The 23786-nt window shown below is 60.1% G+C and carries 19 protein-coding genes and 1 pseudogene; 13 read left to right on the forward strand and 7 right to left on the reverse strand.

The window, feature by feature from the left end:
• The first annotated feature begins 88 nt into the window (after positions 1 to 88).
• Positions 89 to 3466: an ATP-binding protein gene (locus C5F70_RS11865; RefSeq protein ID WP_079443615.1), complete on the forward strand. Its 3378-nt coding sequence runs from the start codon at positions 89 to 91 to the stop codon at positions 3464 to 3466.
• The gene (locus tag C5F70_RS11870; RefSeq protein ID WP_046383757.1) at positions 3447 to 4145 is read left to right on the forward strand and encodes a response regulator; all 699 of its coding nucleotides are present in this window, start codon (positions 3447 to 3449) and stop codon (positions 4143 to 4145) included. Before C5F70_RS11865 ends, C5F70_RS11870 begins: the two co-directional genes overlap by 20 nt.
• Here C5F70_RS11870 and C5F70_RS11875 read toward each other — a convergent pair.
• Together C5F70_RS11875 and C5F70_RS11880 are read right to left on the reverse strand one after the other, a co-directional pair.
• Positions 4142 to 5254 carry an HD domain-containing phosphohydrolase gene (locus C5F70_RS11875; protein WP_046383758.1) on the reverse strand — a complete coding sequence of 371 codons (1113 nt, stop codon included), beginning with the start codon at positions 5252 to 5254 and terminating at the stop codon, positions 4142 to 4144. The two genes, C5F70_RS11870 and C5F70_RS11875, sit on opposite strands and share 4 nt — an antisense overlap.
• Positions 5244 to 8105, reverse strand: a complete 2862-nt coding sequence (locus C5F70_RS11880) for an ATP-binding protein (RefSeq protein ID WP_371920064.1) — start codon at positions 8103 to 8105, stop codon at positions 5244 to 5246. The genes C5F70_RS11875 and C5F70_RS11880 overlap by 11 nt, the downstream gene beginning before the upstream one ends.
• A gap of 396 nt (positions 8106 to 8501) precedes the next feature.
• Between C5F70_RS11880 and C5F70_RS11885 the strand changes: the two genes are divergently transcribed.
• Complete coding sequence (locus tag C5F70_RS11885) at positions 8502 to 9380, forward strand: GGDEF domain-containing protein (RefSeq protein WP_057004789.1); 879 nt, start codon at positions 8502 to 8504, stop codon at positions 9378 to 9380.
• Between the two features lie 130 nt (positions 9381 to 9510).
• Here the strand turns inward: C5F70_RS11885 and C5F70_RS11890 are convergent.
• A pseudogene (locus C5F70_RS11890) lies at positions 9511 to 10421 on the reverse strand (DMT family transporter).
• A gap of 260 nt (positions 10422 to 10681) precedes the next feature.
• Positions 10682 to 11512 carry an IclR family transcriptional regulator gene (locus C5F70_RS11895; RefSeq protein WP_046383761.1) on the reverse strand — a complete coding sequence of 277 codons (831 nt, stop codon included), beginning with the start codon at positions 11510 to 11512 and terminating at the stop codon, positions 10682 to 10684.
• A gap of 243 nt (positions 11513 to 11755) precedes the next feature.
• Here C5F70_RS11895 and C5F70_RS11900 point away from each other — a divergent pair, with 243 nt between their 5' ends.
• From C5F70_RS11900 to C5F70_RS11930, 7 genes are read left to right on the forward strand one after another with little or no spacing between them, the layout of a single operon-like run.
• A complete protein-coding gene (locus tag C5F70_RS11900; RefSeq protein WP_102617901.1) occupies positions 11756 to 12784 on the forward strand; it encodes an ABC transporter ATP-binding protein in 1029 nt (342 codons plus the stop codon).
• A complete protein-coding gene (locus tag C5F70_RS11905; RefSeq protein WP_046383763.1) occupies positions 12781 to 13626 on the forward strand; it encodes an ABC transporter permease in 846 nt (281 codons plus the stop codon). Before C5F70_RS11900 ends, C5F70_RS11905 begins: the two co-directional genes overlap by 4 nt.
• Before the next feature lie 4 nt (positions 13627 to 13630).
• On the forward strand, positions 13631 to 14425 hold the full coding sequence (locus tag C5F70_RS11910) for an ABC transporter permease (protein WP_102617903.1): 795 nt from the start codon (positions 13631 to 13633) through the stop codon (positions 14423 to 14425).
• Positions 14425 to 14715, forward strand: coding sequence for a (2Fe-2S)-binding protein (locus C5F70_RS11915; protein ID WP_046383765.1), 291 nt, complete (start codon positions 14425 to 14427; stop codon positions 14713 to 14715). Before C5F70_RS11910 ends, C5F70_RS11915 begins: the two co-directional genes overlap by 1 nt.
• A complete protein-coding gene (locus C5F70_RS11920; protein ID WP_104903386.1) occupies positions 14712 to 16055 on the forward strand; it encodes an NAD(P)/FAD-dependent oxidoreductase in 1344 nt (447 codons plus the stop codon). The genes C5F70_RS11915 and C5F70_RS11920 overlap by 4 nt, the downstream gene beginning before the upstream one ends.
• Positions 16052 to 17149, forward strand: coding sequence for an FAD-binding oxidoreductase (locus C5F70_RS11925; protein ID WP_104903387.1), 1098 nt, complete (start codon positions 16052 to 16054; stop codon positions 17147 to 17149). Before C5F70_RS11920 ends, C5F70_RS11925 begins: the two co-directional genes overlap by 4 nt.
• 14 nt (positions 17150 to 17163) lie before the next feature.
• Positions 17164 to 18195, forward strand: coding sequence for an ABC transporter substrate-binding protein (locus C5F70_RS11930; protein ID WP_046488385.1), 1032 nt, complete (start codon positions 17164 to 17166; stop codon positions 18193 to 18195).
• Positions 18196 to 18423: 228 nt separating this feature from the next.
• Here C5F70_RS11930 and C5F70_RS31080 read toward each other — a convergent pair whose 3' ends face one another.
• Positions 18424 to 18687 (reverse strand): hypothetical protein, encoded by a 264-nt coding sequence (locus C5F70_RS31080; RefSeq protein ID WP_256588405.1) that lies wholly within the window; start codon positions 18685 to 18687, stop codon positions 18424 to 18426.
• A 551-nt stretch (positions 18688 to 19238) separates the two neighbouring features.
• Here C5F70_RS31080 and C5F70_RS11945 point away from each other — a divergent pair.
• The 3 genes from C5F70_RS11945 to C5F70_RS11955 are packed head-to-tail and all read left to right on the forward strand — an operon-like array spanning position 19239 to position 21559.
• Entirely contained in the window at positions 19239 to 19757 is a 519-nt protein-coding gene (locus C5F70_RS11945) for a PAAR domain-containing protein (protein ID WP_102617906.1), read from the forward strand.
• Complete coding sequence (locus C5F70_RS11950) at positions 19754 to 20455, forward strand: VRR-NUC domain-containing protein (RefSeq protein WP_046488390.1); 702 nt, start codon at positions 19754 to 19756, stop codon at positions 20453 to 20455. Before C5F70_RS11945 ends, C5F70_RS11950 begins: the two co-directional genes overlap by 4 nt.
• Positions 20456 to 20470: 15 nt before the next feature.
• The gene (locus C5F70_RS11955) at positions 20471 to 21559 is read left to right on the forward strand and encodes a DUF3396 domain-containing protein (protein WP_104903389.1); all 1089 of its coding nucleotides are present in this window, start codon (positions 20471 to 20473) and stop codon (positions 21557 to 21559) included.
• Between the two features lie 186 nt (positions 21560 to 21745).
• Here C5F70_RS11955 and nadE read toward each other — a convergent pair whose 3' ends face one another.
• Both nadE and pncB read right to left on the reverse strand, forming a co-directional pair.
• Positions 21746 to 22558 (reverse strand): ammonia-dependent NAD(+) synthetase, encoded by an 813-nt coding sequence (gene nadE, locus C5F70_RS11960; RefSeq protein ID WP_104903390.1) that lies wholly within the window; start codon positions 22556 to 22558, stop codon positions 21746 to 21748.
• A 1-nt stretch (position 22559) separates the two neighbouring features.
• Positions 22560 to 23777, reverse strand: coding sequence for a nicotinate phosphoribosyltransferase (pncB, locus tag C5F70_RS11965; protein ID WP_046488396.1), 1218 nt, complete (start codon positions 23775 to 23777; stop codon positions 22560 to 22562).
• Positions 23778 to 23786: the final 9 nt, after the last annotated feature.

The raw sequence follows: 23786 nt of genomic DNA on the forward strand, positions 1-23786 counted from the left end.
CAAGCCCCCTCCCACATTTGGCTCCCAGCGCAGTCGAGGGCATGGAACTTGCTCACTCCCTTCGTCCACTCTGCGGAGCCTCACCATCGTGCAATCCCCTCCCGGCACCCAGCGCATCGTCAAGATCCGCCGCGACTACAACTCCTGGGTCGCCGACGAGACCATGGAAGACTACGCCCTGCGCTACACCCCCAAATCCTTTCGCAAGTGGTCGGAGCTGCGCATCGCCAACACCGCCCTGGGCGCGGTGTCGTTCCTGGCGCTGGAGGCGATCGGCGGCGTCTTGGTGCTGAGTTACGGCTTCACCAACACCTTCTGGGCGATCCTGGCCATCAGCCTGGTGATCTTCCTTACCGGCCTGCCCATCAGCTATTACGCCGCCCGCTATGGCGTGGACATGGACTTGCTGACCCGTGGCGCCGGCTTCGGCTATATCGGTTCAACCATCACCTCGCTGATCTACGCCAGCTTCACCTTCCTGTTCTTCGCCCTGGAAGCGGCGATCATGGCGCTGGCACTGGAGTTGTATTTTCATATCCCGCTGGCCTTCGCCTATGTGATCTGCTCGCTGCTGGTGATTCCGCTGGTGGCCTACGGCGTTACGCTGATCAGTCGCCTGCAACTGTGGACCCAACCGCTGTGGCTGTTTTTGCTGGTGTTGCCCTATGGCTTCGTGTGGTGGAAAAACCCCGACGCGTTCAGTGACTGGACCAGCTTTGTCGGGCGCAGCGGCGACGGCGGCGGTTTCAACCTGCTGGCGTTCTGCGCCGCCTGTACCGTGGCGCTGTCGCTGGTGACGCAGATCGGCGAGCAAGTGGACTACCTGCGCTTTCTCCCGGAAAAGACCGCCGCCAACCGCAAGCGCTGGTGGGCCGCCCTGCTCTGCTCCGGCCCCGGCTGGATTATCCCCGGCGCGTTGAAGATGTTTGGCGGCGCGTTCCTGGCGTTCCTTGCCCTGCAACATGAAATCCCCATGGAACGCGCCGCCGAGCCGACCCAGATGTACCTGGTCGCCTTCCGTTATGTGTTCAGCTCGCCGGAATGGGCCCTCGGCGCCATGGTGCTGTTCGTGTTCATCTCGCAGATGAAGATCAACCTGACCAACGCCTACGCCGGCTCCCTGGCCTGGTCGAACTTCTTCGCCCGCGTCACCCACAGTCACCCCGGGCGCGTGGTGTGGCTGGTGTTCAACGTGGCCATTGCGTTGATGTTGATGGAGCTGGGCGTGTTCGATGTGATCGATCAGGTGCTGGGGCTGTACGCGAATATTGCGATTGCCTGGATCGGTACATTGGTCGCCGACCTGGTGATCAACAAGCCCCTGGGACTGTCGCCCAAACACATCGAGTTCAAGCGCGCGCACCTCTACGACATCAATCCGGTGGGTGTCGGCTCGATGCTGATTGCCTCGCTGCTGTCGATCCTCGCCCACTTCGGCCTGTTTGGCGCCCTGGCCCAGGCCGCGCCGCCCTTTGTCGCCCTCGGCACGGCGCTGGTGATGGCGCCGCTGTTGGCCTGGATGACCCAGGGCAAGTACTACATCGCACGCACCAGCGACGCCCAATTGATTCACCCGGTGGCACCCGCCACCCATGCGGTCTGCGGGCTGTGCAGCAACCCGTTCGAGACGGCGGACATGGCGTTCTGCCCGGCCTACAGCACGCCCATCTGTTCGTTGTGTTGCTCATTGGATGCGCGCTGCGGCGACCGTTGCAAACCCCATGCGCGGCTGGTCAGCCAGTTCGAAGGCGTGCTGCGCCGGTTGCTGCCCAACAGCCTGATGCCACGCCTGCATACGCGGCTGGCCCATTACCTGGGGCTGTTATCGGTGCTGGTGCTGCTGCTCGCCGGCGCCCTGGCCTTGATCTACGTGCAGGCGGCCCAGGGTTTGCCGCATTCCGAGACCTTGTACCAGGCGTTCTTCAAAGCGTTCCTGACCCTGTCGGTGCTGGCCGCCGTGCTCGCCTGGTGGGTGGTGCTGACCCGCGAAAGCCGCCGCGTCGCCCAGCAGGAATCCGACCGCCAGACCCTGCTGCTGATGCAGGAAATCGACGCCCACAGCCTCACCGACCAGGCCCTGCAACAGGCCAAGGAAGCCTCGGAAGCCGCCAACGCCGCCAAGAGCCGCTACGTCACCGGGCTGTCCCACGAGCTGCGCACACCGCTGAACAGCATCCTCGGTTTCACCCAGATCCTGCAGCGCGACAGCGCCATGCCCGAGCAACACCAGGACGCGCTGGCGACCATCCTGCGCAGCGGCTCGCACTTGCTGTCATTGATCGACGGCCTGCTCGACGTGGCCAAGATCGAGGCCGGCAAGTTACGCCTGGAACTCACCGAAATCCCCTTCCCCGAACTGATCCACGACCTGGAGCAGATGTTCACCCCCCAAGCCCAGGACAAGGGCCTGCGCTTTCGCCTGGACTGCGTCGGCAAGATCCCCGCCGTGGTGCGCGGTGATGAAAAACGCGTGCGCCAGATCCTGATCAACCTGCTCGGCAATGCGGTGAACTTCACCGACAGCGGCGAAGTGTGCCTGCGGGTCAGCTACATGCGCGAGACCGCCAACTTTGAAATCATCGACACCGGCATCGGCATCGACCCCGGGCAGATCGAGCGGATCTTCCAACCGTTCGAGCGCGGCGACCTGATGCGCCAGGACAAAGGCGTAGGCCTGGGGCTGACCATCACGCGCATGCTCACCGCGCTGATGGGCGGCGAGCTACGCGTTACCAGCGAGCTGGACAAGGGCACCTGTTTCCAAGTGCGCCTGTTCCTGTCCCAGGTACGCGCGCCGCAGGCGGTGGTGCATGTGGAACACGACATCATCGGCTACCACGGCGCACGCCGGCGCATTCTGGTGGTGGACGACCATGTGGACCACCGCAAGGTGCTCAGCGGCATGCTCACGCCTCTGGGCTTTGAGGTGATCCAGGCGAGCAACGGCCAGGATGCGATTCGCCAGGTCGCGCTGCTGGCGCCCGACCTGATCCTGATGGACCTGTCGATGCCGACCCTGGACGGCCTGGAAACCAGCCGGCTGATCCGCCGCAATGCGCTGTCCACCGCGCCGATCATCGTGATCTCGGCCAACGCCTTTACCGACGACCGCGAGCGCAGCATCGCCGCCGCCTGCAACGACTACCTGGCCAAGCCGGTGCGTACCCCGGAACTGCTCGGACGCCTGCAACAACACCTCGGCCTGCAATGGCTGCGACGCACCAAAACCTTCGTCGCGCCGCCACCGCCCAGCGTGCTGCCGAGCGCCGACGACCTCGCCGTGCTCGCCGAACTCAGCGCGATCGGCTACGTGCGGGGCCTGCACGAAAAACTCGACACGATCCTCGAACACCGCCCGGACGCCGCACCGTTCATCAGCAAAGTGCGCGGGTTGCTCAAGGGTTTCCGCCTGGATGAACTCAACCGAACCCTCAAGGAGGCCGAAGATGAATGTACTCACCCGTAGCACTGAACCCGGCGTGGTACTGATCGTCGACGACACCCCGGACAACCTGGCCATGCTCTCCGACGCCCTCGACGACGCCGGCTACATGGTGCTGGTGGCGCTCGACGGGCTCAGCGCGCTGAACCGCGTGCAACGCCGGCGCCCGGACCTGATCCTGCTGGACGCGATGATGCCGGGCCTGGACGGTTTCGAGACCTGCCGCCGGCTCAAGGCGTTACCTGCCAGCGCGGACATCCCGGTGGTGTTCATGACTGGGCTGACCGACAGCAAGCATGTGGTGCAAGGCTTTGAAGTGGGCGGCAGCGACTACGTGACCAAGCCGATCCAGACCGACGAGGTGCTGGCGCGGGTGGCGGCGCATTTACGCACCTCGCGCATCCTGCTGTCGGCGCGGGCGGCGACGCAACCGAGTGTGTTGACCCTGGAGGATGAGCCGGCGCACAAGCTGTTGTCGGCACGCTTTCAACTGACCGAGCGCGAGGTCGAGGTGCTGCGCTGGGTGGCGTGCGGCAAGACCAATCGGGACATCGGCGATATCTTGGGGCTGAGCCCGCGGACGGTGAACAAGCACCTGGAACATGTGTATGTGAAGTTGGGTGTGGAGACGCGCACGGCGGCGACGTCGGTGGCCTTGGCCGCGATGAGCCCGAGCCGGGCGCCCATGTTGGCGACGCTTTAATGTGGGGGCTGGCCAGTGCCCGCATCGGCTTGTCGTTGCTTGTGTATGCCAGCCAGTTCGGCGTCATCCTCGATGAGTTGTTCAACCGGGCCGAAACAGCGGCGCATCACCGTCACCAGCTCCGGATCAAAATGCACGCCCGATTGCTCAAGAATATAGGCCTGCGCCCGTTCAGGGCTCCAGGCCCGCTTATAGGGACGTTCCATACGCAACGCGTCATAGACATCACACAACGCGACAATCCTTGCCGACAGCGGAATGTCCTTTCCGGCAAGCCCTTGCGGATAGCCGCTGCCGTCCCATTTTTCATGGTGACCATAGGCAATGTCCGCGGCCATATCGGTCAGGTCCGTGGCGTGTGCATCTTGCAGGATTGCATGGCCGATGCGCGGATGCTCCATCATCTGCTGGCGTTCCGGCACGGTTAATGGGCCTTCCTTGTGCAAGATCCGATCAGGAATGCCGATTTTCCCCAAGTCATGCATCGGCGCCGCCAATCGAATCAGCTCGCACCACCTCTGCGGCATACCGATTGCTTCGGCCATCAAGGCCGCGGTTTCGCCAATGCGCAATACATGGGCGCCCGTTTCATCATCGCGATAGCAAGCCGCACGACTCAATGCGCGGATCATGGCGCAATAACTTTCCTGCAACTGAGCGGTGCGCTCAAACACCCTTTGCTCCAACTCGCTGTTCAGGTCTTGCAACTGGCGGGTGGCATGGGACAAGCGCAGAGCGTTGCGTATGCGCAATAGCAGCTCAGGCAAATCCAACGGTTTGGTCAGATAATCGTTGGCCCCCAGTTCAAGGCCGAGACGGCGGCTTTGCGGCTCGCTCAATGCCGTCAAGATAATCACGGGAGACCTTGAGCGATTGCGATCGCTGAGTTGGCGCAGAATCTCAAACCCATCGGGCGCGGGCATATCCAGATCCAATAGCAGCAGATCCCACGGTTGCTCTTTGAGCCAAACCAGCCCGCTGGCCGAGTCGGCGAAACTCAAGACGTTGCGCAAACCGAAGGCTTTCAGGCTGGACTCCAGCAAGCGCAGGTTCGCAGCCACGTCATCGATAATCACAATTCGGGTATCGGCGGGGATATCACTGAACATTCGGTTTCTCCACTTGCATCATCGCGCGTATGAGTTCGCGTAGCTCATTGGGTTCCAGCGGTTGTTTAAGCACTGCTTGAAACTCACACCCCAACGTCGCGAGCAGGTGTGGTGATGTACACAGCAGAATAAGAAGGATTTGATCGCCACCTGGCAAACGTCGTAACCGCGACAGCGCATCGGTCAAGTCATTTCCCAGTAAGTCACAGTCAATCAGCATGACGTCCGGCGCCGTGTCGCGCCGTACCTGCTCCAGACACTGCGCAAGCGTTCCGTGGCGCAGTTCCACCATGCCCGTCAACGTGTCTTCAAGACAGCGCAGCGTCTCCTCGTCCTGCCCCACGAAACACAGCGAGAACAAGCGCTTATGGACCTTGGTTGCCGCGATGCCTTGGGGCAGATCGACCCAAAAGCGACTGCCGACGCCCGTTTCGCTGATGAGCCCCATGCTGCCGTTCATCAACGTGGCGAGTTCTCGGCACAACGCAAGGCCGATACCGGTGCCTTGGATCGCGGTGTTTTCCTGGCCCAAACGCTGGAACGGCTCGAACAGCGCGCCTTGCAGGGCCGCGGAAATACCTGCGCCGCCATCTTCGACAAACACCCTCACGCGCCCCTTGTCATGGAGTTCAGCCCCCATGAACAAGCGACCGTGAGGGCGGTTGTACTTGATGGCGTTGGACAGCAGGTTCAGCAGGATCTGGCGCAGGCGTCTGGCATCGGCCAGCACACTCAGCGCGGGGCTCGTCGACTGCAACTCAAGGTCAAGACCCGCAGCCTTGGCCTGGGAACGGACCATTTCGGCACATTCGCGCATCAGTCCGTCGACCTCCAGGACACGCATCTGCAAGCGCGGCGCCTCCGCCTGCAGGCTCGACCAGTCGAGCAAATCGTCGACCAGGTGAGCCAGGTGCTGGCTGGCGCCCAGGATCTCATCAAGGGATTTGGCCTCCTCCTGCCCATCGGCCACTTGCAGGCGCAATAACTGGGCGAATCCATGAATCGAATTCAGCGGTGTGCGTAATTCGTGGCTCATGCTGGAGATAAAACGCGACTTCGCCTTGCTCGCCCCTTGCGCTTCAAGGGTACGGCGACGCAGATCCTCTTCAACCTGTTTAAGCGTGTCGATATCGACAAACGTACCCGCGGATAAACGCATGCGCGCATCGGGAGACTCGATCAGGCGTCCACGGCACAAAAACCAGATTGGCGAGCCATCGGGCCGCAATAAACGTAACTCCAGGTCGATCACCGACGCGGTGCCGGTGCGCAACGCGTTGAGTGCCTGATCAAGCGCCTGCACATCTTCGGGGTCGACGTGATCGTAAAAACAGAAGCGCTCCAGTTGGCACGCCGGCACCCCGAAACGCGTGCAGAACGCTTCGCTCAACGACAGGCGGTCAGTATCCAGGCGGTATTCCCAGAGCCCGGCGGTGATGCTTTCAACGACAAGATTGAGGCGGTTCTGCGCCGCGTTGCGCCGTGCTTCACTGGATGACAGTTGGGCGCCCATTGACAGCACGTTGCCCGCCATTTCATCCAGCTCACGAATGCTCGAACGCGCGCGCTGCGGGAGCCACTGGCCGTGACCAATTTGCTGCAGCATGTCTCTGATATCGCGGATCGGCCGCCGCAGGCTATGGCTCAATTTACGCGCACGAATCCACATGTAACTGAAGAACGCGAGGTAAAACATCACCAGGCCGGCAATCATCAAATAGCCGATGTTGCGGTAATGGAGCGCCAAGCTGTTCGTGGCCGCCATGACGTCCTCTTCATCGGCGACCGCCAGCAATCGCCAGCCCGCCGGCTTCACTTCGGCCCATGCGACCAGATGGGAGCGCCCGTTGAGCACGATTTCGGCGCTGCCACGACTATTGCGCGCGACAGCGGCCGCCAACTCCCGAGGGTCCACCGCATCGATCAGATTTGAACCCGCAAGGTTGACCGCGCCTTCATTCGTGGCCTTTGCCCCCGAACCACTCCAGTTGCCTTTTTCAAAGTCATGTTCGGCTTCGGGCGGTAACACCATGATCTTCATGTCCGCGCCGACGAGCATCAAGTACCCGCCCCACGGCACCTTAAGCGTGGAAATTTCTTTCAGCAGATCGCCCACGGTGATATCCAGCCCGACCACGCCTTCGAGAAAGTTGCGCTCATAAACAGGCGCGATCGCGGACATCATCAAGCCATGACCCGCCGGGTCGAGGTAGACGTCAGTCCAGCGAACCCCTCGCTGCGGGTTATGTTCGGCATCGGCCAGATAATAAAAGTTATAACCGGGTATCTGCATATCATGCGGATATTGTTCATCGGCACGAATCCACGGATAAATCCGGTTGTAACTGTCCCACGTATTGAAATAGACACTGGCGACCATCGCTTCATGATCTTTGATCGCACGCATCAATGGGTCGAGGCTGGACAACTTCTGCACTTTACCCAGGTTCTGTTGCGCAACAGGTGTGACCGACGAGTAGAACGACGCCGCTCCGCCCAGGTCTTTTCCACTGTAAAGAGCCCCATCGGCAGAAGTGCTTAATGTTTCACTCAAGGGTGTTGAAGCGGCACGCAGTGAGTTGGCCGTCATATCCGCAAATAGCTGAGTGACATCGGCGATGTGGGTTAATTGATCTTGGATGATTCGGGTGTTTTGGTCGGCAGTTGCGCCAAGGCTTTCAATTGCACTGCGTTCCAAATAATCGAGTTGCGATACACGGATCGCCTGATTGGTCAGCAGGTAACAAGCAATCAGAATCGTCTCCACCAGGACCAACGGGATTAATGCACTCTGCATGAACGCCCGCCAGATCCACTGACGCAAGCCTATTTGAGAAGAGCTTTCATTCACTACCAGCACTCCTGCAAATGGCATCAGCCTGTTATTTGAATAGTGGCAATACGATGTCAAAAAAACGATAGCTCATTCGGTGAAACGTTTCCATACTTTTTATGAGGGCAATCATTGAAAATGACTGGAGCGCTGTACTGCGCGCCGCAAGCGAAATGGAAGAATCAAGCGCGGCGGTCAATCGTCTGCTGACTGGGCTTGGCTCGCATCAAGGCGGATAAATCCAGGGCAAACAGCTTCCGCGTTTAGGGAGACACCATCGCACCAAGCAAGAGTGGCATGAGGTCGTATTCGCCTGGCATACGTGCTCCCATACTTGCCGGTAAGATTACTCGCCGCTGGCCTTATCGATCAGGCTATGATCGCGCTCTATGAATCGGATATCCCCCATGACTTATGGCCGTTGACCTACAAGCGCTCTACCCCAAACTGATCCATCTGATGTTGGATACAGTGTTTGTGGTTGATAGAGACGACCACATTGTTTTTGTGAGTGATGCCTGTGAGGCCCTGCTGGGTTACCGTCCTGACGAGCTGAACGGCACCCCTATCACCCGCTATATGCATCCTGAAGACCTGGCTAGCACACGGGACTCGATTGCCCGCGTCATGAATGGTCAATTCCACTTCGATTTCCGCAACCGTTACATCCGCAAGGACGGAGGCGTCGTGTACATCCTGTGGGCGGCATTCTGGTCGGAAGAGGTTGGTGCAAGGATTGGCGTCGCACGCAACGTGACGGCTTTGACTCAGGCCGAGGAGGAGTTACGTTTCCTCGCGCATCATGATCCGCTGACAAAACTAACCAACCGCTCGATTTTCAGTGATCGACTGAAATCTGCCCTGCACGTCGCGCACCGTCACAATAGTCAGTTGGCTTTGCTGTTTCTGGATATCAATGACTTCAAGAGTATCAATGACGTCCATGGCCACGCCGCGGGGGATCGTATTCTTTGCATGATTGCCCGACGTCTAGAAAGCTGCATACGTGAGACGGATACCGTGGCCCGGATGGGCGGCGATGAATTTACGGTGCTGTTGACCGATATCCAGTCGAGAGACGCCATTTCCAAGAAGTTAGAACAGATTCACGACGTCATGGCTGCGCCATTACCGCCTGAATTCGGCGCACTCAAGATGCCGTCGTGCAGTATCGGCGTTGCCTATTATCCCGAGGACGGCAAGGATGCCGACACATTGCTCACCTACTCGGATAATGAAATGTACCGGATGAAAAGGCATCGTTTTTTAGACAATAAAGAGCCCGGTACATAAGTCAAACTCAAGAAGTGCGTCCGCCCGGCCAAGTCATCCAGCGGACGGCGCAAAAACGAGACATGGTATTCACTTACGTAGTCACCCGCCCATCAGATGAGAAATCGTTGAGGGCAGTTGAGTGGTTGGATCAATCCGAGGCGGGTGCGGGTTCTTGCTTCGGTTTGCTCTTGCTGAGAACGAACCACACCGCTAAACAAATAAGCCCGCCGCCGTACAAATGTGCGGCCGAAAGACGTTCACCAAGGAACATCCCCCCCACAGTACGCCAAAGGGAGGGATAAGGAAGGTCACGGTCAGCGAACGCACCGGCCCGATATCCGCGATCAGGCGGAAATACAGAATGTACGCACACGCAGTGCAGATGAAACCCAGCGCAACCAGTGCTATCCAAACCTGCGGGGTACCCCAGGTCGTCGGTGGGCTTATTGCGGTTGAGATTCCAAAGAACGGCACGAGAAACAGCGTCGCGCCAATCTGACTGCCAAAAGCTACGAGTTTCGCGTCCAGCCCCCCCTTGTCAGCTACCCATCGTTTAGCCAGAAATCCGGCTGCGCCGTAACAACTGGTGGCGACTAAACACACCAGCGCGCCCATGACCACGCTCATTGAAAGTGTGACGGGGCCGGTGCTGGTCAGCAACGTAATGCCCATAATCCCGATCAACACGCCGGCAGCTTTTTTCAGTGTCAACGGATCGTTGAAACACATCCAACCGATCAAGACGCCCATCATCGGTGTGGTCGCATTGAAAATGGCTGAATAGCCGGCAGGTAACAGCAGTGCCGCCACGCTATACATCAAAAATGGGATGCCCGAGTTGATAACACCCAACACCATGATCTGCCGGAGCTTGCCGTTGAAGTCGACGCTGGTGTTTAAAATGGCAAGAATGACGGCCAAGCCAATGGCCCCCAACAACACGCGGAAAAATGCCGTCGGCAATGCGCCCAGAACAGGAGCCGAGATACGCATGAAGAGAAAACTGGCGCCCCAGATCGCCGCCAGCGCAAGTAGTCGAACATAATCGGATAATTTCATGGATTGCCTCCGGCGCTGTTCGTTAACTAAAAAAATGACTCGAGAATTGCATCGCTGATGCCGGGCAATCCAAAAAGTTGTTGCAGTGGTTAAGGGGAAAAGGCCAGCCATACGGAAGCCATGGTGGACGCCTCTAAGTTTGGAGTCTCACCGTAAGGGAGTTCGAAATGTACCCGCACTCCGATTCTTGCTGCCGAAAACGGATGTGCGTCAAGGGGCTTGGACGCTACGCTCTGGAGCTGGCGCGCAATCTGGATGACCTACCCACCAAAGGTCTGTGAGGGCCGGCGCAGCGTCGGATCAAACGGATTGATCCGGGGCCCGATCGCCGCTGCTTCGCGCTTGAGCAACTCCACCACCATCGGCAAGCGACTCGGCCCCAATCGGTCGCTGATGGTCGCCACGCTCAATGCTGCCACCGCATGGCCGTCCCGGTTCAGGATCGGCACCGCCAATCCCGCCATGCCTTCCAGCACGCCGGTATTGCGCGCCGCATAACCCAGATTGCGCACGTTCTCCACTTCCGAACGCAACAACACCTCGTCATACAGGTGAAAATCCTTGAGCCTTGGCAAGTTGTAGCGGATCACCGTCTCGCGCTCTTCCTCCGGCAAAAAGGCCAGGATCGCCAGGCTGCCCTGCCCCACGCCCAATGCCACGCGCCCGCCGATATCACCCGTGAAAGTTCGAATCGGGTACGGGCCTTCGCTGCGGTCCAGGCAGATCGCATCAAAGCCGCTGCGCGCCAGCAAAAACAATGAATCCCCCAGGGACGCACTGAGGCGCAGCATGCTCGGCCTTACCAGGTCGCGCAGGTTGCCGGTCTTGCCCGCGTTCGCCGCCAGAGCGAAGAACTCCAGGCTCAGGCGGTAGCGTTTGCTGCGCGCGTCCTGCTCGACCATACCTTCATCCATCAGGCTGCGCAGCAGGCGGTGGGTGGTGGGTTGGGACAGGCCGACCTGTTGTGCGAGCTGAGTCACGCGTTCGCCGCCGTCGGGCACGCCGCCCAAGGTACGCAGCAATGCGAACAAGCGAGATACGCCGCCCGCACCCACTTCCTTGGTATTTTCATTCCGCTCAGTAGAATTCATAGCGTGTTATCTCATCAATAATTCTTGTCAGTGAATAAAACTGAAAAAAACACTCCATTCAGTGAAATTCTATCTTTCGCCCATCCTAGTCTTCGTCCTAATCTGCGTCCACAGGGGCGAAATGAACAACAACCGGCAGCCGACTCAAGATCGAGCGCCAACGCACCCGCAACACCCTTTTCGCATCTGCCCAAAACAAAAAAGCGCGTTTCGACGCGACTCAAAAAAAGGTGGAACGCAGACATGGCATTTCTCCAACTCAACGCCTTGAGCAAACGCTACGGCGCCGTCGATGCGGTGGTCGCCACTGACCTTGCGGTGGAAAAAGGCGAGTTCGTTTCCCTGCTCGGCCCCTCGGGCTGCGGCAAGACCACCACCCTGCAAATGATCGCCGGCTTCGTCGACGTGAGCGCTGGGCAGATCCTGCTCGACGGTCGCGACATCACCTACGCCAAGCCCGCCAGCCGTGGCCTGGGCGTGGTGTTCCAAAGCTATGCGCTGTTCCCGCACATGACCGTGCGCGACAACATCGCCTTCGGCCTGAAGATGCGCAAAGTGCCGGCCGCCGAGATCGCCGCCAAGGTCAAGACCGTGCTGGAGCTGGTGCGCCTGGCCCCCCACGCCGACCGTTACCCCCGTGAATTGTCCGGCGGCCAGCGCCAACGCGTGGCCCTGGCGCGCGCGCTGGTGATCGAGCCGCCGGTGTTGTTGCTGGATGAGCCGCTGTCCAACCTCGACGCGAACCTGCGCGAAGAAATGCAGTTTGAAATCCGCCGCATACAGCACGCGGTGGGCATCACCACCCTGATGGTCACTCATGACCAGGCCGAGGCGCTGTCCATCAGCGACCGTGTGGTGGTGATGCAGGCCGGGCGCGTGACGCAGATCGACGTGCCCTACAAGCTGTATGAACACCCGCGGACGCGCTTTATCTCGGACTTCGTCGGCAAGGCTAACCTGCTGGCCGGCGATTACGACGCACGCGGCATCCCGCAGGTGCGCCACGCCGCGGGTGACGGCGAACTGGTCTTGAGCCTGCGCCCGGAAAAAATCCAGCTGGTGGGCGCAAGCGAAGGTCGCCTGCAAGGTCAGGTGCTCGACCGCTACTTCTTCGGCAGCCAGTGGCTGTACCGAATCCATACCGCGCTGGGCGAAATCACCGTGGTGCGCAGCAACGACGGCAGCGCGCCGCTGGGTTGCGGCGCGGCAGTCGGCCTGGACTGGCAAGCCGAGTTGCTGCGGGTGCTGACGGCGGATGAGGTACACCCATGAGTCGCGGCTATCTACTCTCGTTGCCGGCGTTGCTGCTGTTCGCCGGGCTGCTGATTCTGCCGCTGGGCCTGACCCTGGTGCTGTCGTTCAACGTGTTCGACTACCAAGTGGGGGTGAAGGCCGATGAGTGGACCTTGGCTCATTACCTGGCGTTGTTCAGCGACGCGTACTTCTACGAAATCTTCTGGCGCACCTTCTGGATCAGCGCGCTAGTGACGCTGCTCTGCGTGGTGATTGGTGTGCCCGAAGCCTACATCCTCAGCCGCATGGGCACGCCGTGGCGCTCGATCTTCCTGATCCTGATCCTCACGCCGTTGTTGATTTCGGTGGTGGTGCGAGCGTTCGGCTGGAGCCTGCTGCTCGGCGCCGACGGGCTGGTCAACCAGGTGATCCAGGCACTGGGCGGGCGCCCGGTGAAGCTGTTGTACACGCCGTTCGCGGTGATCATTGCGCTGGTACACGTGATGCTGCCGTTCATGATCATTCCAGTGTGGACCTCCCTGCAAAAGCTCGACCCCTCGGCCGAACAGGCGGCTTTGTCGCTCGGCGCGAGCCAGGCCACGGTGATGCGCAAGATCGTGTTGCCCCAGGTAATGCCGGGCGTGCTGTCCGGCACCCTGATCGTGTTCGGCCTGGCCGCCAGCTCCTTTGCGATCCCCGGCCTGCTCGGTGGGCGGCGCCTGAAAATGGTCGCCACCGTGGTGTACGACCAGTACCTCTCGGAACTCAACTGGCCCATGGGCGCGACCATCGCGGTGGTCCTGCTGTTGGTCAATCTGCTGATCATGCTGAGCTGGAACCGCATGGTCGAAGGCCGCTACAAAAAGTCCCTGGGGGTTTAAGCGCATGTCCAGAAACGGTCCTTTGGCCCTTGGCTTCCACGGCCTGGTGGTGGTGTTCATGATGGCGCCGCTGGTGGTGGTGTGCCTGGTGGCCTTCACCCCGGAAAATACCTTGAGCCTGCCCACGTCGGGCTTCTCCCTGCGCTGGTTTCGCGCGGTGTTCGAGCGTGCTGACTTTATCCAGGCGTTCTACAACAGCCTGATCCTGGCATTTACCGCTGCAACCCTGGCGACGCTGATTGCAGTGCCGGCGGCGCTTGCAATCAGCCGGTATCAGTTCCCGGGACGTAACTTCTTCAGTGCGTTGTTCCTGTCGCCGATCATCATCCCGCACTTGGTGTTGGGGGTGGCGATGCTGCGGTTGTTCGCCTTGATGGGCGTCAACGGCAGCTTCACCTGGCTGATGCTGGCGCACGTGGTGATCATCACGCCCTATGTGCTGCGCCTGGTATTGGCGGCAGCGATCGGGATCGATCGCAGTGCCGAGCAGGCGGCCGAATCGCTCGGTGCCGGACGCTTCACGCTGTTTCGCCTGGTGACGTTGCCGATGATCCTGCCCGGAGTGGCCGGCGGCTGGTTGCTGGCCTTCATCAACAGTTTCGACGAAGTGACCTTATCGATCTTCGTCAGCTCGCCGGCCACGCAAACCTTGCCGGTGCGTATGTACGTGTACGCCACCGAATCCATCGACCCGATGATGGCTGCAGTGTCGGCGCTGGTGATTGCCCTCACGGCGGCGGCCATGATTGTGCTCGACCGGGTCTACGGCCTGGATCGCGTGCTGGTGGGAAAACACTGATGGCCTTGTTCAAACGATTGACCGAAACCGCACGCCCTGCCCTGGCGTTTACCCTCGACGGGCAACCGGCCACAGGCTTGCTCGGCGACACCCTGCTGACGGCGGTACTGACCTGCGCCGAGCACCTGCGCGGCAGCGATTTCAGTGCCGAACGCCGCGCCGGGTTTTGCTTGATGGGCGCCTGCCAGGACTGCTGGGTGCGCCTGGCGGACGGACAACGCGTGCGCGCCTGTTCGACCCTGCTGGAAGAAGGCCAGGCGATCAGCCGCGACCCGGGGCGCCAGCTATGAAGCCGGTGGTGATCGTGGGCGCAGGCCCGGCGGGGATCAGTGCCGCGCGCACCCTGTTCGACCACGGCGTAACGCCTTGCCTGGTGGACGAAAGCCTGCGCGGCGGCGGGCAAATCTATCGCCGCCAACCCCCAGGCTTCCAACGCACCGCCAGGCAAATATACGGATTCGAGGCGGGTAAGGCCGAGGCCGTGCATCGCACCCTGGATGAACTGGCGCCGCTGATCGACTACCGGCCCGAAACCCTGGTGTGGAATGCCGAAGATCGGCGCCTGGACTTGTTGAGCAACGGTCACGCAGCCAGCGTCGAGTATTCACGGATCATCGTCGCCACCGGCGCCACCGACCGTATCCTGCCGGTGCCGGGCTGGACCTTGCCCGGTGTCTACAGCCTGGGTGCGGCGCAAATCGCCTTGAAGTACCAAGGTTGCGCCATCGGCGAACGCGTGGCGTTTTGTGGCAGCGGGCCGTTGCTGTATCTGGTGGCGTATCAATACGCCAAGGCCGGCGCCAATGTGGTCGCCGTGCTCGACAGCGCGCCGTTCAGCGCCCAATGCCGCGCCTTGCCGGCGCTGCTCGGGCAACCGGCGACCCTGGCCAAGGGCTTGTACTACCGCGCCTGGCTCACGGCCCACGGCGTTCCCGTGCATCAGGGCGTGACGCTGCAGCAGATCGACGGCGAACAACGGGTCAGCGGCATACGTTGGCGCGACCACACCCTGGCCTGCGACGCCGTGGCCTTCGCCCATGCGCTGCGCAGCGAAACGCAGTTGGCGGACCTGCTCGGTTGTGAATTTGCCTGGAATGCCTTGAACCGTGCGTGGCTACCGCAACGGGACGGTGCCGGGCGCAGCAGCGTCGACGGTGTGTACCTGGCGGGCGACGGTGCCGGGATCATGGGTGCCGATGCCGCGCAGATGGCCGGTGAGCGGGCGGCGTTGGCGGTGCTGGAAGACGCAGGCGTCGCGATCGATCATCAGCGCCCGGCCCTGCTTGAGCGGCAATTGGCGCGCATCCAGCGCTTTCGCCAGGGCCTGGAGACTGCGTTTCCCTTCCCGGCAGACTGGGCCGCGCAGGCGCCGGACGACTTGATGCTGTGTCGCTGTGAAGAAGTCCGGGTTGGCGATATCCGCACGGTGGTGGATGAAGGTCATTGGGAAATCAATCGGGTCAAGGCCCATTGCCGGGTGAGCATGGGCCGCTGCCAGGGGCGCATGTGCGGGCTGGCGGCGGCTGAAATCGTCGCCGAGCGCAGCGGTCGCGGGATAGAAGACGTCGGGCGTTTGCGCGGCCAGGCCCCGATCAAACCGCTGCCGTTTGGCGTGGAGGTGCAGCCATGATCGACGTCATCGTCCTCGGCGGCGGGATTGTCGGTGCGTCGGCGGCCTTGATGCTGGCGCACAAAGGTCAGCGTGTGGCGTTGGTGGAACGGGACTTCTGCGGCTCGCACTCCAGTGGCGTGAACTATGGCGGCGTGCGGCGCCAGGGACGCCCGTTGCATCAGTTGCCGTTGTCGCAGCGCGCCCATCAGTTGTGGGCCGACCTGCCCGGCTTGATCGGTATCGACGGCGAATACGTGCGCTCCGGGCATTTGAAACTGGCGCGCAGTCATGGGGATTTTGCCGCGTTGCAGGCGTATGCCGAACACACGCGGGGCTTTGACCTGGGCTTGCAGTTGCTCGATTACGCCGAACTGCGCGCACGTTTTCCGTGGGTCGGGGATATCGCAGTGGGTGCGTCGTTATGCCCCGAAGATGGCCATGCCAACCCGCGCCTGGTATCCCCCGCCTTCGCCCGTGCCGCGCAGCGCCTTGGCGCGTGTGTCTACGAGCAGGCCGAGGTGATCCGCATCGAACATGACAGCCGCCAGTTCCAGGTGGATTGCGCCAACGGCCTGCACCTGCAGGCGCCATGGCTGCTCAATTGCGCCGGCGCCTGGGCAGGGACCGTCGCCGCGCAATTCGGCGAGCCGGTCCCCATGACATCTGCGCACCCGGCCATGCTGGTCACCGAGCCGCTGCCCGTGGTGATGAACGTCAGCACCGGCGTCGAAGGCGGCGGGATTTATGCGCGCCAGGTGGCCCGGGGCAATTGCATCCTCGGCGGCGGTCGCGGTTTTGCGCTTGGCCCCCGGCAGGCGCGGCCCGGGCAAGCGGCGGTGCTGGAGATTCTGCGCCATGCCGGCGAGCTGTACCCGTTTCTCAAGGGTGCCCAGGCGATTCGCACCTGGAGCGGTACCGAAGGTTACCTACCCGATCATGAACCGGTGATCGGCCCCAGCAGCACCCAGCCTGGCCTGCTCCACGGTTTCGGCTTTGCCGGCGCCGGGTTCCAGCTGGGCCCGGCGGTCGGTGAAGCCCTGGCAGAGATCGTCTGCACAGGGGCCAGCCGGCAACCCATCGAAGCGTTTTCCATCCGTCGTTTCCAAGCCTGAGAGGAAAAACATCCATGAATACTCGTATTGCGCTGTCCTGCTTGTCCCTCGCTCTGCTCGCCTCCACCGCTCATGCCGCCCCGACGCTGTACCTGGGCATGAACGGCGGCACCATGGAACGGGTGTATGCCGACAAGGTGCTGCCCGCGTTCGAAAAGGCCAATAACGTCAAGGTGGTGATCGTACCCGGCACGTCGTCGGACATCCTCGCCAAGGTCCAGGCCAACAAAGACAACCCGCAGATGCACGTGATGTTCCTCGACGACGGCATCATGTACCGCGCCATCTCCATGGGCCTGTGCGACAAACTGGCGCCGAGCCCGCCCCTGGAGCAGATCCCGGCCAAGGCGAAAATCAAGGACCAAGCCGTGGCCGTGACCCTCGGCGTCACCGGCCTGGGCTACAACGCCAGGCTGTTCAAAGAGAAAGGCTGGGCTGCACCGACCTCGTGGATGGACCTGGCCGACCCGCGCTTCAAGGACAAAGTGGTGTTCCAGTCCCTGGCCTCATCGACCTTCGGCCTGCACGGCTTCCTGATGTTCAACCGCCTCCAGGGTGGCTCAGAGACCAACGTGGAACCGGGCTTCAAGGCCTGGCCCAAAACCGTCGGCCCCAACGTGCTGGAGTACATCGCCAGCTCCGCGAAAATCTCCGAGATGGTGCAAACCGACGAAGCCGCGATCTTCCCCCTCACCCCGACCCAGGTCGCCACCCAGAAACTGCTCGGCGTGCCGATGGAATATGCGCAACCCAAGGAAGGCGCCGTGGTGTTGAACGTCGCCGAATGCGTGATCGCGCGTAACGACCAACCGGAACTGGCGCAGAAACTCGCGGCCTTCCTGCTGACCGCCGAAGCCCAGGCACCGGCGCTGGAGGAAGGTGACCAGATCCCGTCGAACCCGACCACGCCCACCAGCGACAAGACCCGCGCCCGGGTGGAGGCGATGCAGGGTTATTTGCAGACGGCGATTTCGATTGATTGGGACCAGGTGAACCAGGCGCGGCCGGAGTGGAATGCGCGGTGGAGTCGGTCGATTGAGCGGTAGCGTTTCATAAGCCTGCTCGGCGCCGAACTCTTTGGCGCTGGGTACGGATTATCCTACTGATGCGCTGGCGTTTTTGGCGCAGTTTTACCCATTCGTTGCGGGCTTCGCGGTGGCGTTTGCTGTTGAGCAGTAATAGAGCCAGCAGCGGGAACAGAATGCCTGATGCATAAAGTACTTTGTGGGGCCCATATTCGATGGTGGGTAAAACGCCCAGCAAGCACAAGAGCATCAAGATGACAGGGATCCATATCCAGCCTGGATAGCCACGGACGACCATGAAGTTGCAGTGAGCAATAGGAACGGCGGAGCCGATAGTAAAAAAAATGTGTATTTGAGATTTACGTTAACGGGCAAAGCGCCGAAGTAACGGTCAAACATTATCGGAATGCCAATTGCCAAAGCAAATAGCTGAGAAAAGTTTGCCGCAGCAAAGACCGGAAAATAACATTTCAGAAGACGCCAAAGCTCCTCCAGGCTCATCAGAAATATCATTCGTCAAACTCCTCGTAGAGCCCCACTGCGGTTGTTCGAAAGTTACCGGTCATGGCGCTGCCTATCGCGACCGGTGAGCCCCACCACATCCTTGTTTTGAACGAGAGTTGCTTGTCGCAGCTCGACTTGGGCGAACCTCTTTGGCAAATCACCCCTGCCCCGGCAATCGCCGAATCGGCATCGATGGAAGCAAACAGCCGACGCAGATTGATATTGCCTTCAATGCACTCACGGGTAGTGAGATGAGTGCAGGGGAAACATCCTTGAATATGCCAACTGCCATTCCTTTACTCCCGAACTCATAAGAGTGCAGAGCGTAAAGACTCAATATCCCGCAACAATGTAGGAAATTTTCCTTTTTCTTGACAGGCACTTCCCGCTCTCGGCTAAGCATCTTGTAGTTAATCGGAGGAATAGGAAAAGTACGCCATTCGTCACTACCGGCGAACGATCAGACAAGGAACGAGTATCGCAATTGATATGTTTTTGAAGCGACTCGTTAACTCAGCACGTTTTCTTGACCTCCAACCACTTTTGCAAGGATAGGCATTATGAGTGGAAAGCCCGCCGCCCGCGTTACTGACCCTACGGCATGTCCAATGCCGGAGCACGGCACCAACCCTATCATCGAAGGTTCTCCTGACGTCTTCTTCGATGGCTTGCCCGCAGCGCGCCAAGGTGATGTATCTGCTTGCGGGAGCCCGATCAGCTCGGCCGTATCATCGACGGTTTTTATCAACGGAAAACCTGCCGCAACGCTCGGCAGTGTCGGTGAACATGGCAACGTGATCATCGGTGGATCGGGAACAGTGATTATCGGCGACATATTCACACCGACCCCATTCACCCCCATCGTGCCATTGAGCCGTTCCACAGCCCCTTACTCCGGACGCTTTCAACTCATAGATCAGGAAACCGGCAAACCCATTGTTGGCCGCAAGGTAAAGGTCTGGTCTAGTGCCGGTTGGAGCACGCTCGACACCACGAATATCGAAGGCATGACATCGTGGGTTAGCCATGCTGCGTCGGAGTCTATCTATATTGACTTGGTGCAGGAAGGCGAAGAATGAATGATCAACCCGGCCTTTCTCAGGGTGGCATGAGCCCCGAAGGAAAAACTAACCCTGTCGGCATCCTGAAGCCGAAGCTCGATCCCCAGGACAAGAACGTACTTTGCTCGGCAATTTGCTATTGCAGCAGCACACCCAACATCAGCCAGGATGGCAAGCATCTCAAACAGGGCTGTGTGGCCCAGCGCCTTGGGGAGCTTGACGAGATTCTCCAGAGGCGCAGTCCGTATAAGCCCGAGGTCAGTTACGACATGACCAAGAATCCACCACAGCCAATCCTCGACAGCCAAACAGGGAACAGCCCTCATGGCTGGATACCGGGTTGGATCAACAAGTATTGGAATGAGGACCCAGAGCATCCACCGTTCAAGCCTGGGAAAGGGATGATTCGGCGGCCTGATGTCGTGATCGTCAAGGCTGCGAGCAAGCCGCCAACTCAGGACAATATCAAACAAGTTGTCGAGATGAAGTTTCCACCTGACCCACCGAAAGTGGAGCAGGCGCAGGATTATGCAAAAATTGCCGGCAACAAAAACAAGGTCGTTGAGATGACATCCACTGAATGCGACTGCGGTCAGGAACATCAGCAATCCAATGTGCCGGTGGAACAGCTCGGGTGGGCCGCAGCCATCGCTGGGAGTGTGATGTTTATCCTGACGCGTGGCCGCTCCCCTCGGCCAATGATCCCCGCTTACTGATTCTAAGGAACACCCATGGAACCGGAATTCAATGTAGCCGAAGAACTTGCCAAGCAACCACACCTGCTGGAAATACCCGGCCACTTGCTAATGAAGGGCGGGAGCCAGAACTATATTGGCGCAGTGCTATGTCTGCGCGGGACGCTTTATTTCAGGGATGCGCACACACGCTTGGTACGCGAGTCACTATGCCAGTGCTTCGACGATTTCAAGCGCTTGGCTGAGCCCTACCTCACGTGGCTCTGGCGCGAAGAACCTCCTCAGGGTAAACCGCTGTCAGCTTATGCTGACGCAAAGCCATTGCGCGATATGGTCGAAGCAATGGATGAAGATGATCTTCTCAGCTTCTACTACCTCAGTGGCAAGCAACCAAATGACGCCAGCGCTTGGCTCTTCGATGTTTTTGGTATGCGGGGATGGAAGGCAAAGATGGGAGATGACCTAAGCGCTCTGGAGTTCTCAATACCGCTTCTGTACCAAGAGCAGAACCCACTCCGTTTCCTGCGTTTGTTCCTTGACTCAGCACGCCGATTGGCTCCAGAACAGGGCTACGCGGGACATGCCTTCAACCTTTCCGTCACCAACCGGGATGGCAACGAGCCTACCGAAGCCTTTATGGCGGCGCGCATGCCTGGATTGGATGTAGGAACAGCAGGTCTGCTGGTCAATATCCCCGAGTTCAAACCTACAAAAATCAAGACGGTCAGTTGGCTGACCTTGCTCGACCAAACGCGCCTGGATATTGTTGGCGGTCTGGAGGAGCTACGTGCGCAGCTACCCTCCAGCCATTTTGCCTTCTATGACTACGGTAACGGCGTAGTGATCCAGGCCGGCGCATACCCCTACCTTGGCGGTGATGCCGATGATCCGAAGCCGGTGGCCTACGTATTACTGAACCATGTACTCAAGGGCATTCGCTACGAGACGGTAGGTTCATTGCACGGCGGCTCTCATGATGGCGAGTTGCGACTGGTGGACTGGTCGGCTGACCAGTGGCTCAAGCGCTTGGATGTGGATGCAGACGACATACCCGGCTGGCGTGCCAAGTTACTTCGCGACGAACCCTGCCTGGATGCTACAAATACTCTGCCAGGGCGTTTGTAGAATAGATGGACTGCGCGGCTGCCGACGTAACAAATAATCTGGCTGCTGTCGCAGCTCCCTCTGGTCGCAGCCACTCTACAATCATCCTCCTCTCCCCCCGTTTGAAGCCCATTTGTAGATAAGTCCAAGCAAACACGCCTCCTCCCAATCCCTAGCGATAGAGGTGTCAAAAATGCATTGCAGAAATCAAGGAGCAATCGGCAGCGCGCGTTTGTGCGCTGTCTTGCTGTACGCCCCTTCGACAATCGTCCTCACCCGCTCACTCACTGGCTCGCCCATCAGGTACGCATCAATCTCTTCGTACGTGCAGCCGTAGGCATGTTCATCCAGTTTGCCCGGTACGAGTTCTTCCAGGTCGGCAGTGGGCTGCTTGTGCACCAGGTTCGTCGGAGCCCCAAGGGCACTGGCCAACAGGCGCACCTGGGTCTTGGTCAGGCCCGACAACGGGGCCAGGTCGCACGCGCCGTCACCGAACTTGGTGAAAAACCCCATCAATGCTTCGGCGCCGTGGTCGGTGCCGACCACCAGGCCGTTGTGCAGGTTGGCCATCGCGTAGTGCGCGATCATGCGGGTGCGGGCCTTGACGTTGCCTTTGATGAAGTCGACCTGTGCGGCGCTGGCTTCGGTGGCGGTGAGGCAGGCCATCAGGCCGTCGACGCTGGCGCCGATGTTGAGGGTGTCGATGTGGTCGGGGGTGATGAAGGCCAGGGAGGCCTGGGCGTCGCTTTCGTCGGCCTGGGTTTTGTAGGGCAAGCGCAGGGCGATAAAGCCTGCGGCGTAGTCTTCGCTGCGCAGTTGCTCTACCGCCAGTTGGCAGAGGCGCCCGGCCGTCAGCGAATCGACGCCGCCGCTGATGCCCAGCACCAGAGCCTTGCAACCGGAATGGCGCAGGGTGGTTTTAATGAAGTCGATACGCCGTTGGATCTCCCGGGGCGCTCCCCCCTTGACCAACGAGCGGTTGATATTCAGTTCCAGGGCAATACGGTCCTGGGTTTGCATGTCACACCTCCACGCTGCCGACGTTGAATACTTGCGTTGCGTACCGCAAAAACGAGGCGTCTTCGCAGACATTCTTGATCGGGTCATCCGAGAATTTCACCACCGGCTCACCGTGTACCCGCACCAGTTTCATCACGATGCTCAGCGGCTCGACGCCTTCCACATCGCAGGCCAGGCTGGTGCCCATGCCGAAGCCGAACCTGGCCTTGCCGCGCACGTGGCGCAGGATCGGCAGGCATTTCTCGAAGTTCAGGCCGTCGGAGAACATCAGGTCCTTGGTCATCGGGTCGATACCCAGTTGCTTGTAGCGGGCCAGGACTTTATCGGCCCAGACGATAGGGTCGCCGGAGTCCTGGCGCAGGCCGTCGTAGAGCTTGGCGAAGTACAGGTCGAAGTCCTTCAGGAAGAAGTCAGTGCTGATGCAGTCGGTCAGGGCGATACCCAGGCGGCCGCGGTATTCACGTACCCAGTTTTCCAGGGCGGCGTTCTGGCTTTCGCGCAGGCGGCCCAGTTGCTGGTGTACCATCAACCATTGGTGGGCCATGGTGCCGATCAGCGGCAGGTCGAACGCGTAGGCCAGGTGCGCGTTGCTGGTGCCGACGAACTGGCCGGGGAAGTCGCGGCGCATGATGTCCACCACTTCGCGCTGGGCCTTGAACGACAGGCGCCGGCGCGTGGAAAAGTCGGAGACGCGCAGGTCGGCAAGTTCGTCGCGGCTGAGGTTTTTCTCCAGCCAGTCGAATTTCTGGTAGAGCTTGCGGGTGACGTCCTCCAGGCTCACATCGGGGTATTTGTCACGGTTGCGCAGCTCGCTGACCAGCGCCAATACCGGCTGTTCGAACATGATGCAGTGCAACATCGGGCCGACGACGCGGATGTTCAGTTGGCCGTCGACTTCGCTGACGTGGATATAGCGCAGGTTGAAGCGGAACAGGCCGAGGAAGCGCTCGTAATCCGGCGTGAGGTATTCGCGAAAGCGTGGGTTGAACAGAAAGCGCAGCTCGCCTTCGCGCATCTGCAGGCCGGCGAGTTTTTCCAGTTCATCGCGCAGTTGCGGGATCAAGTGGCCCAGTTTTTCCTTGGAACGGACGATGAAGTTGTACTCGACGTCGACATTCGGATGCTGGTGCAACACAGCCTGCATCATGGTGAAGGTGTAGTAGTCGGTGTCGAGCAAACCCTGGATCACCGGGGTTTCGTAGTCGTAGGCACTTTCCATGGCGTATCT

Origin of the sequence: Pseudomonas sp. LH1G9, from assembly GCF_002949975.1 — a bacterium.
Lineage (GTDB): Bacteria > Pseudomonadota > Gammaproteobacteria > Pseudomonadales > Pseudomonadaceae > Aquipseudomonas > Aquipseudomonas veronii.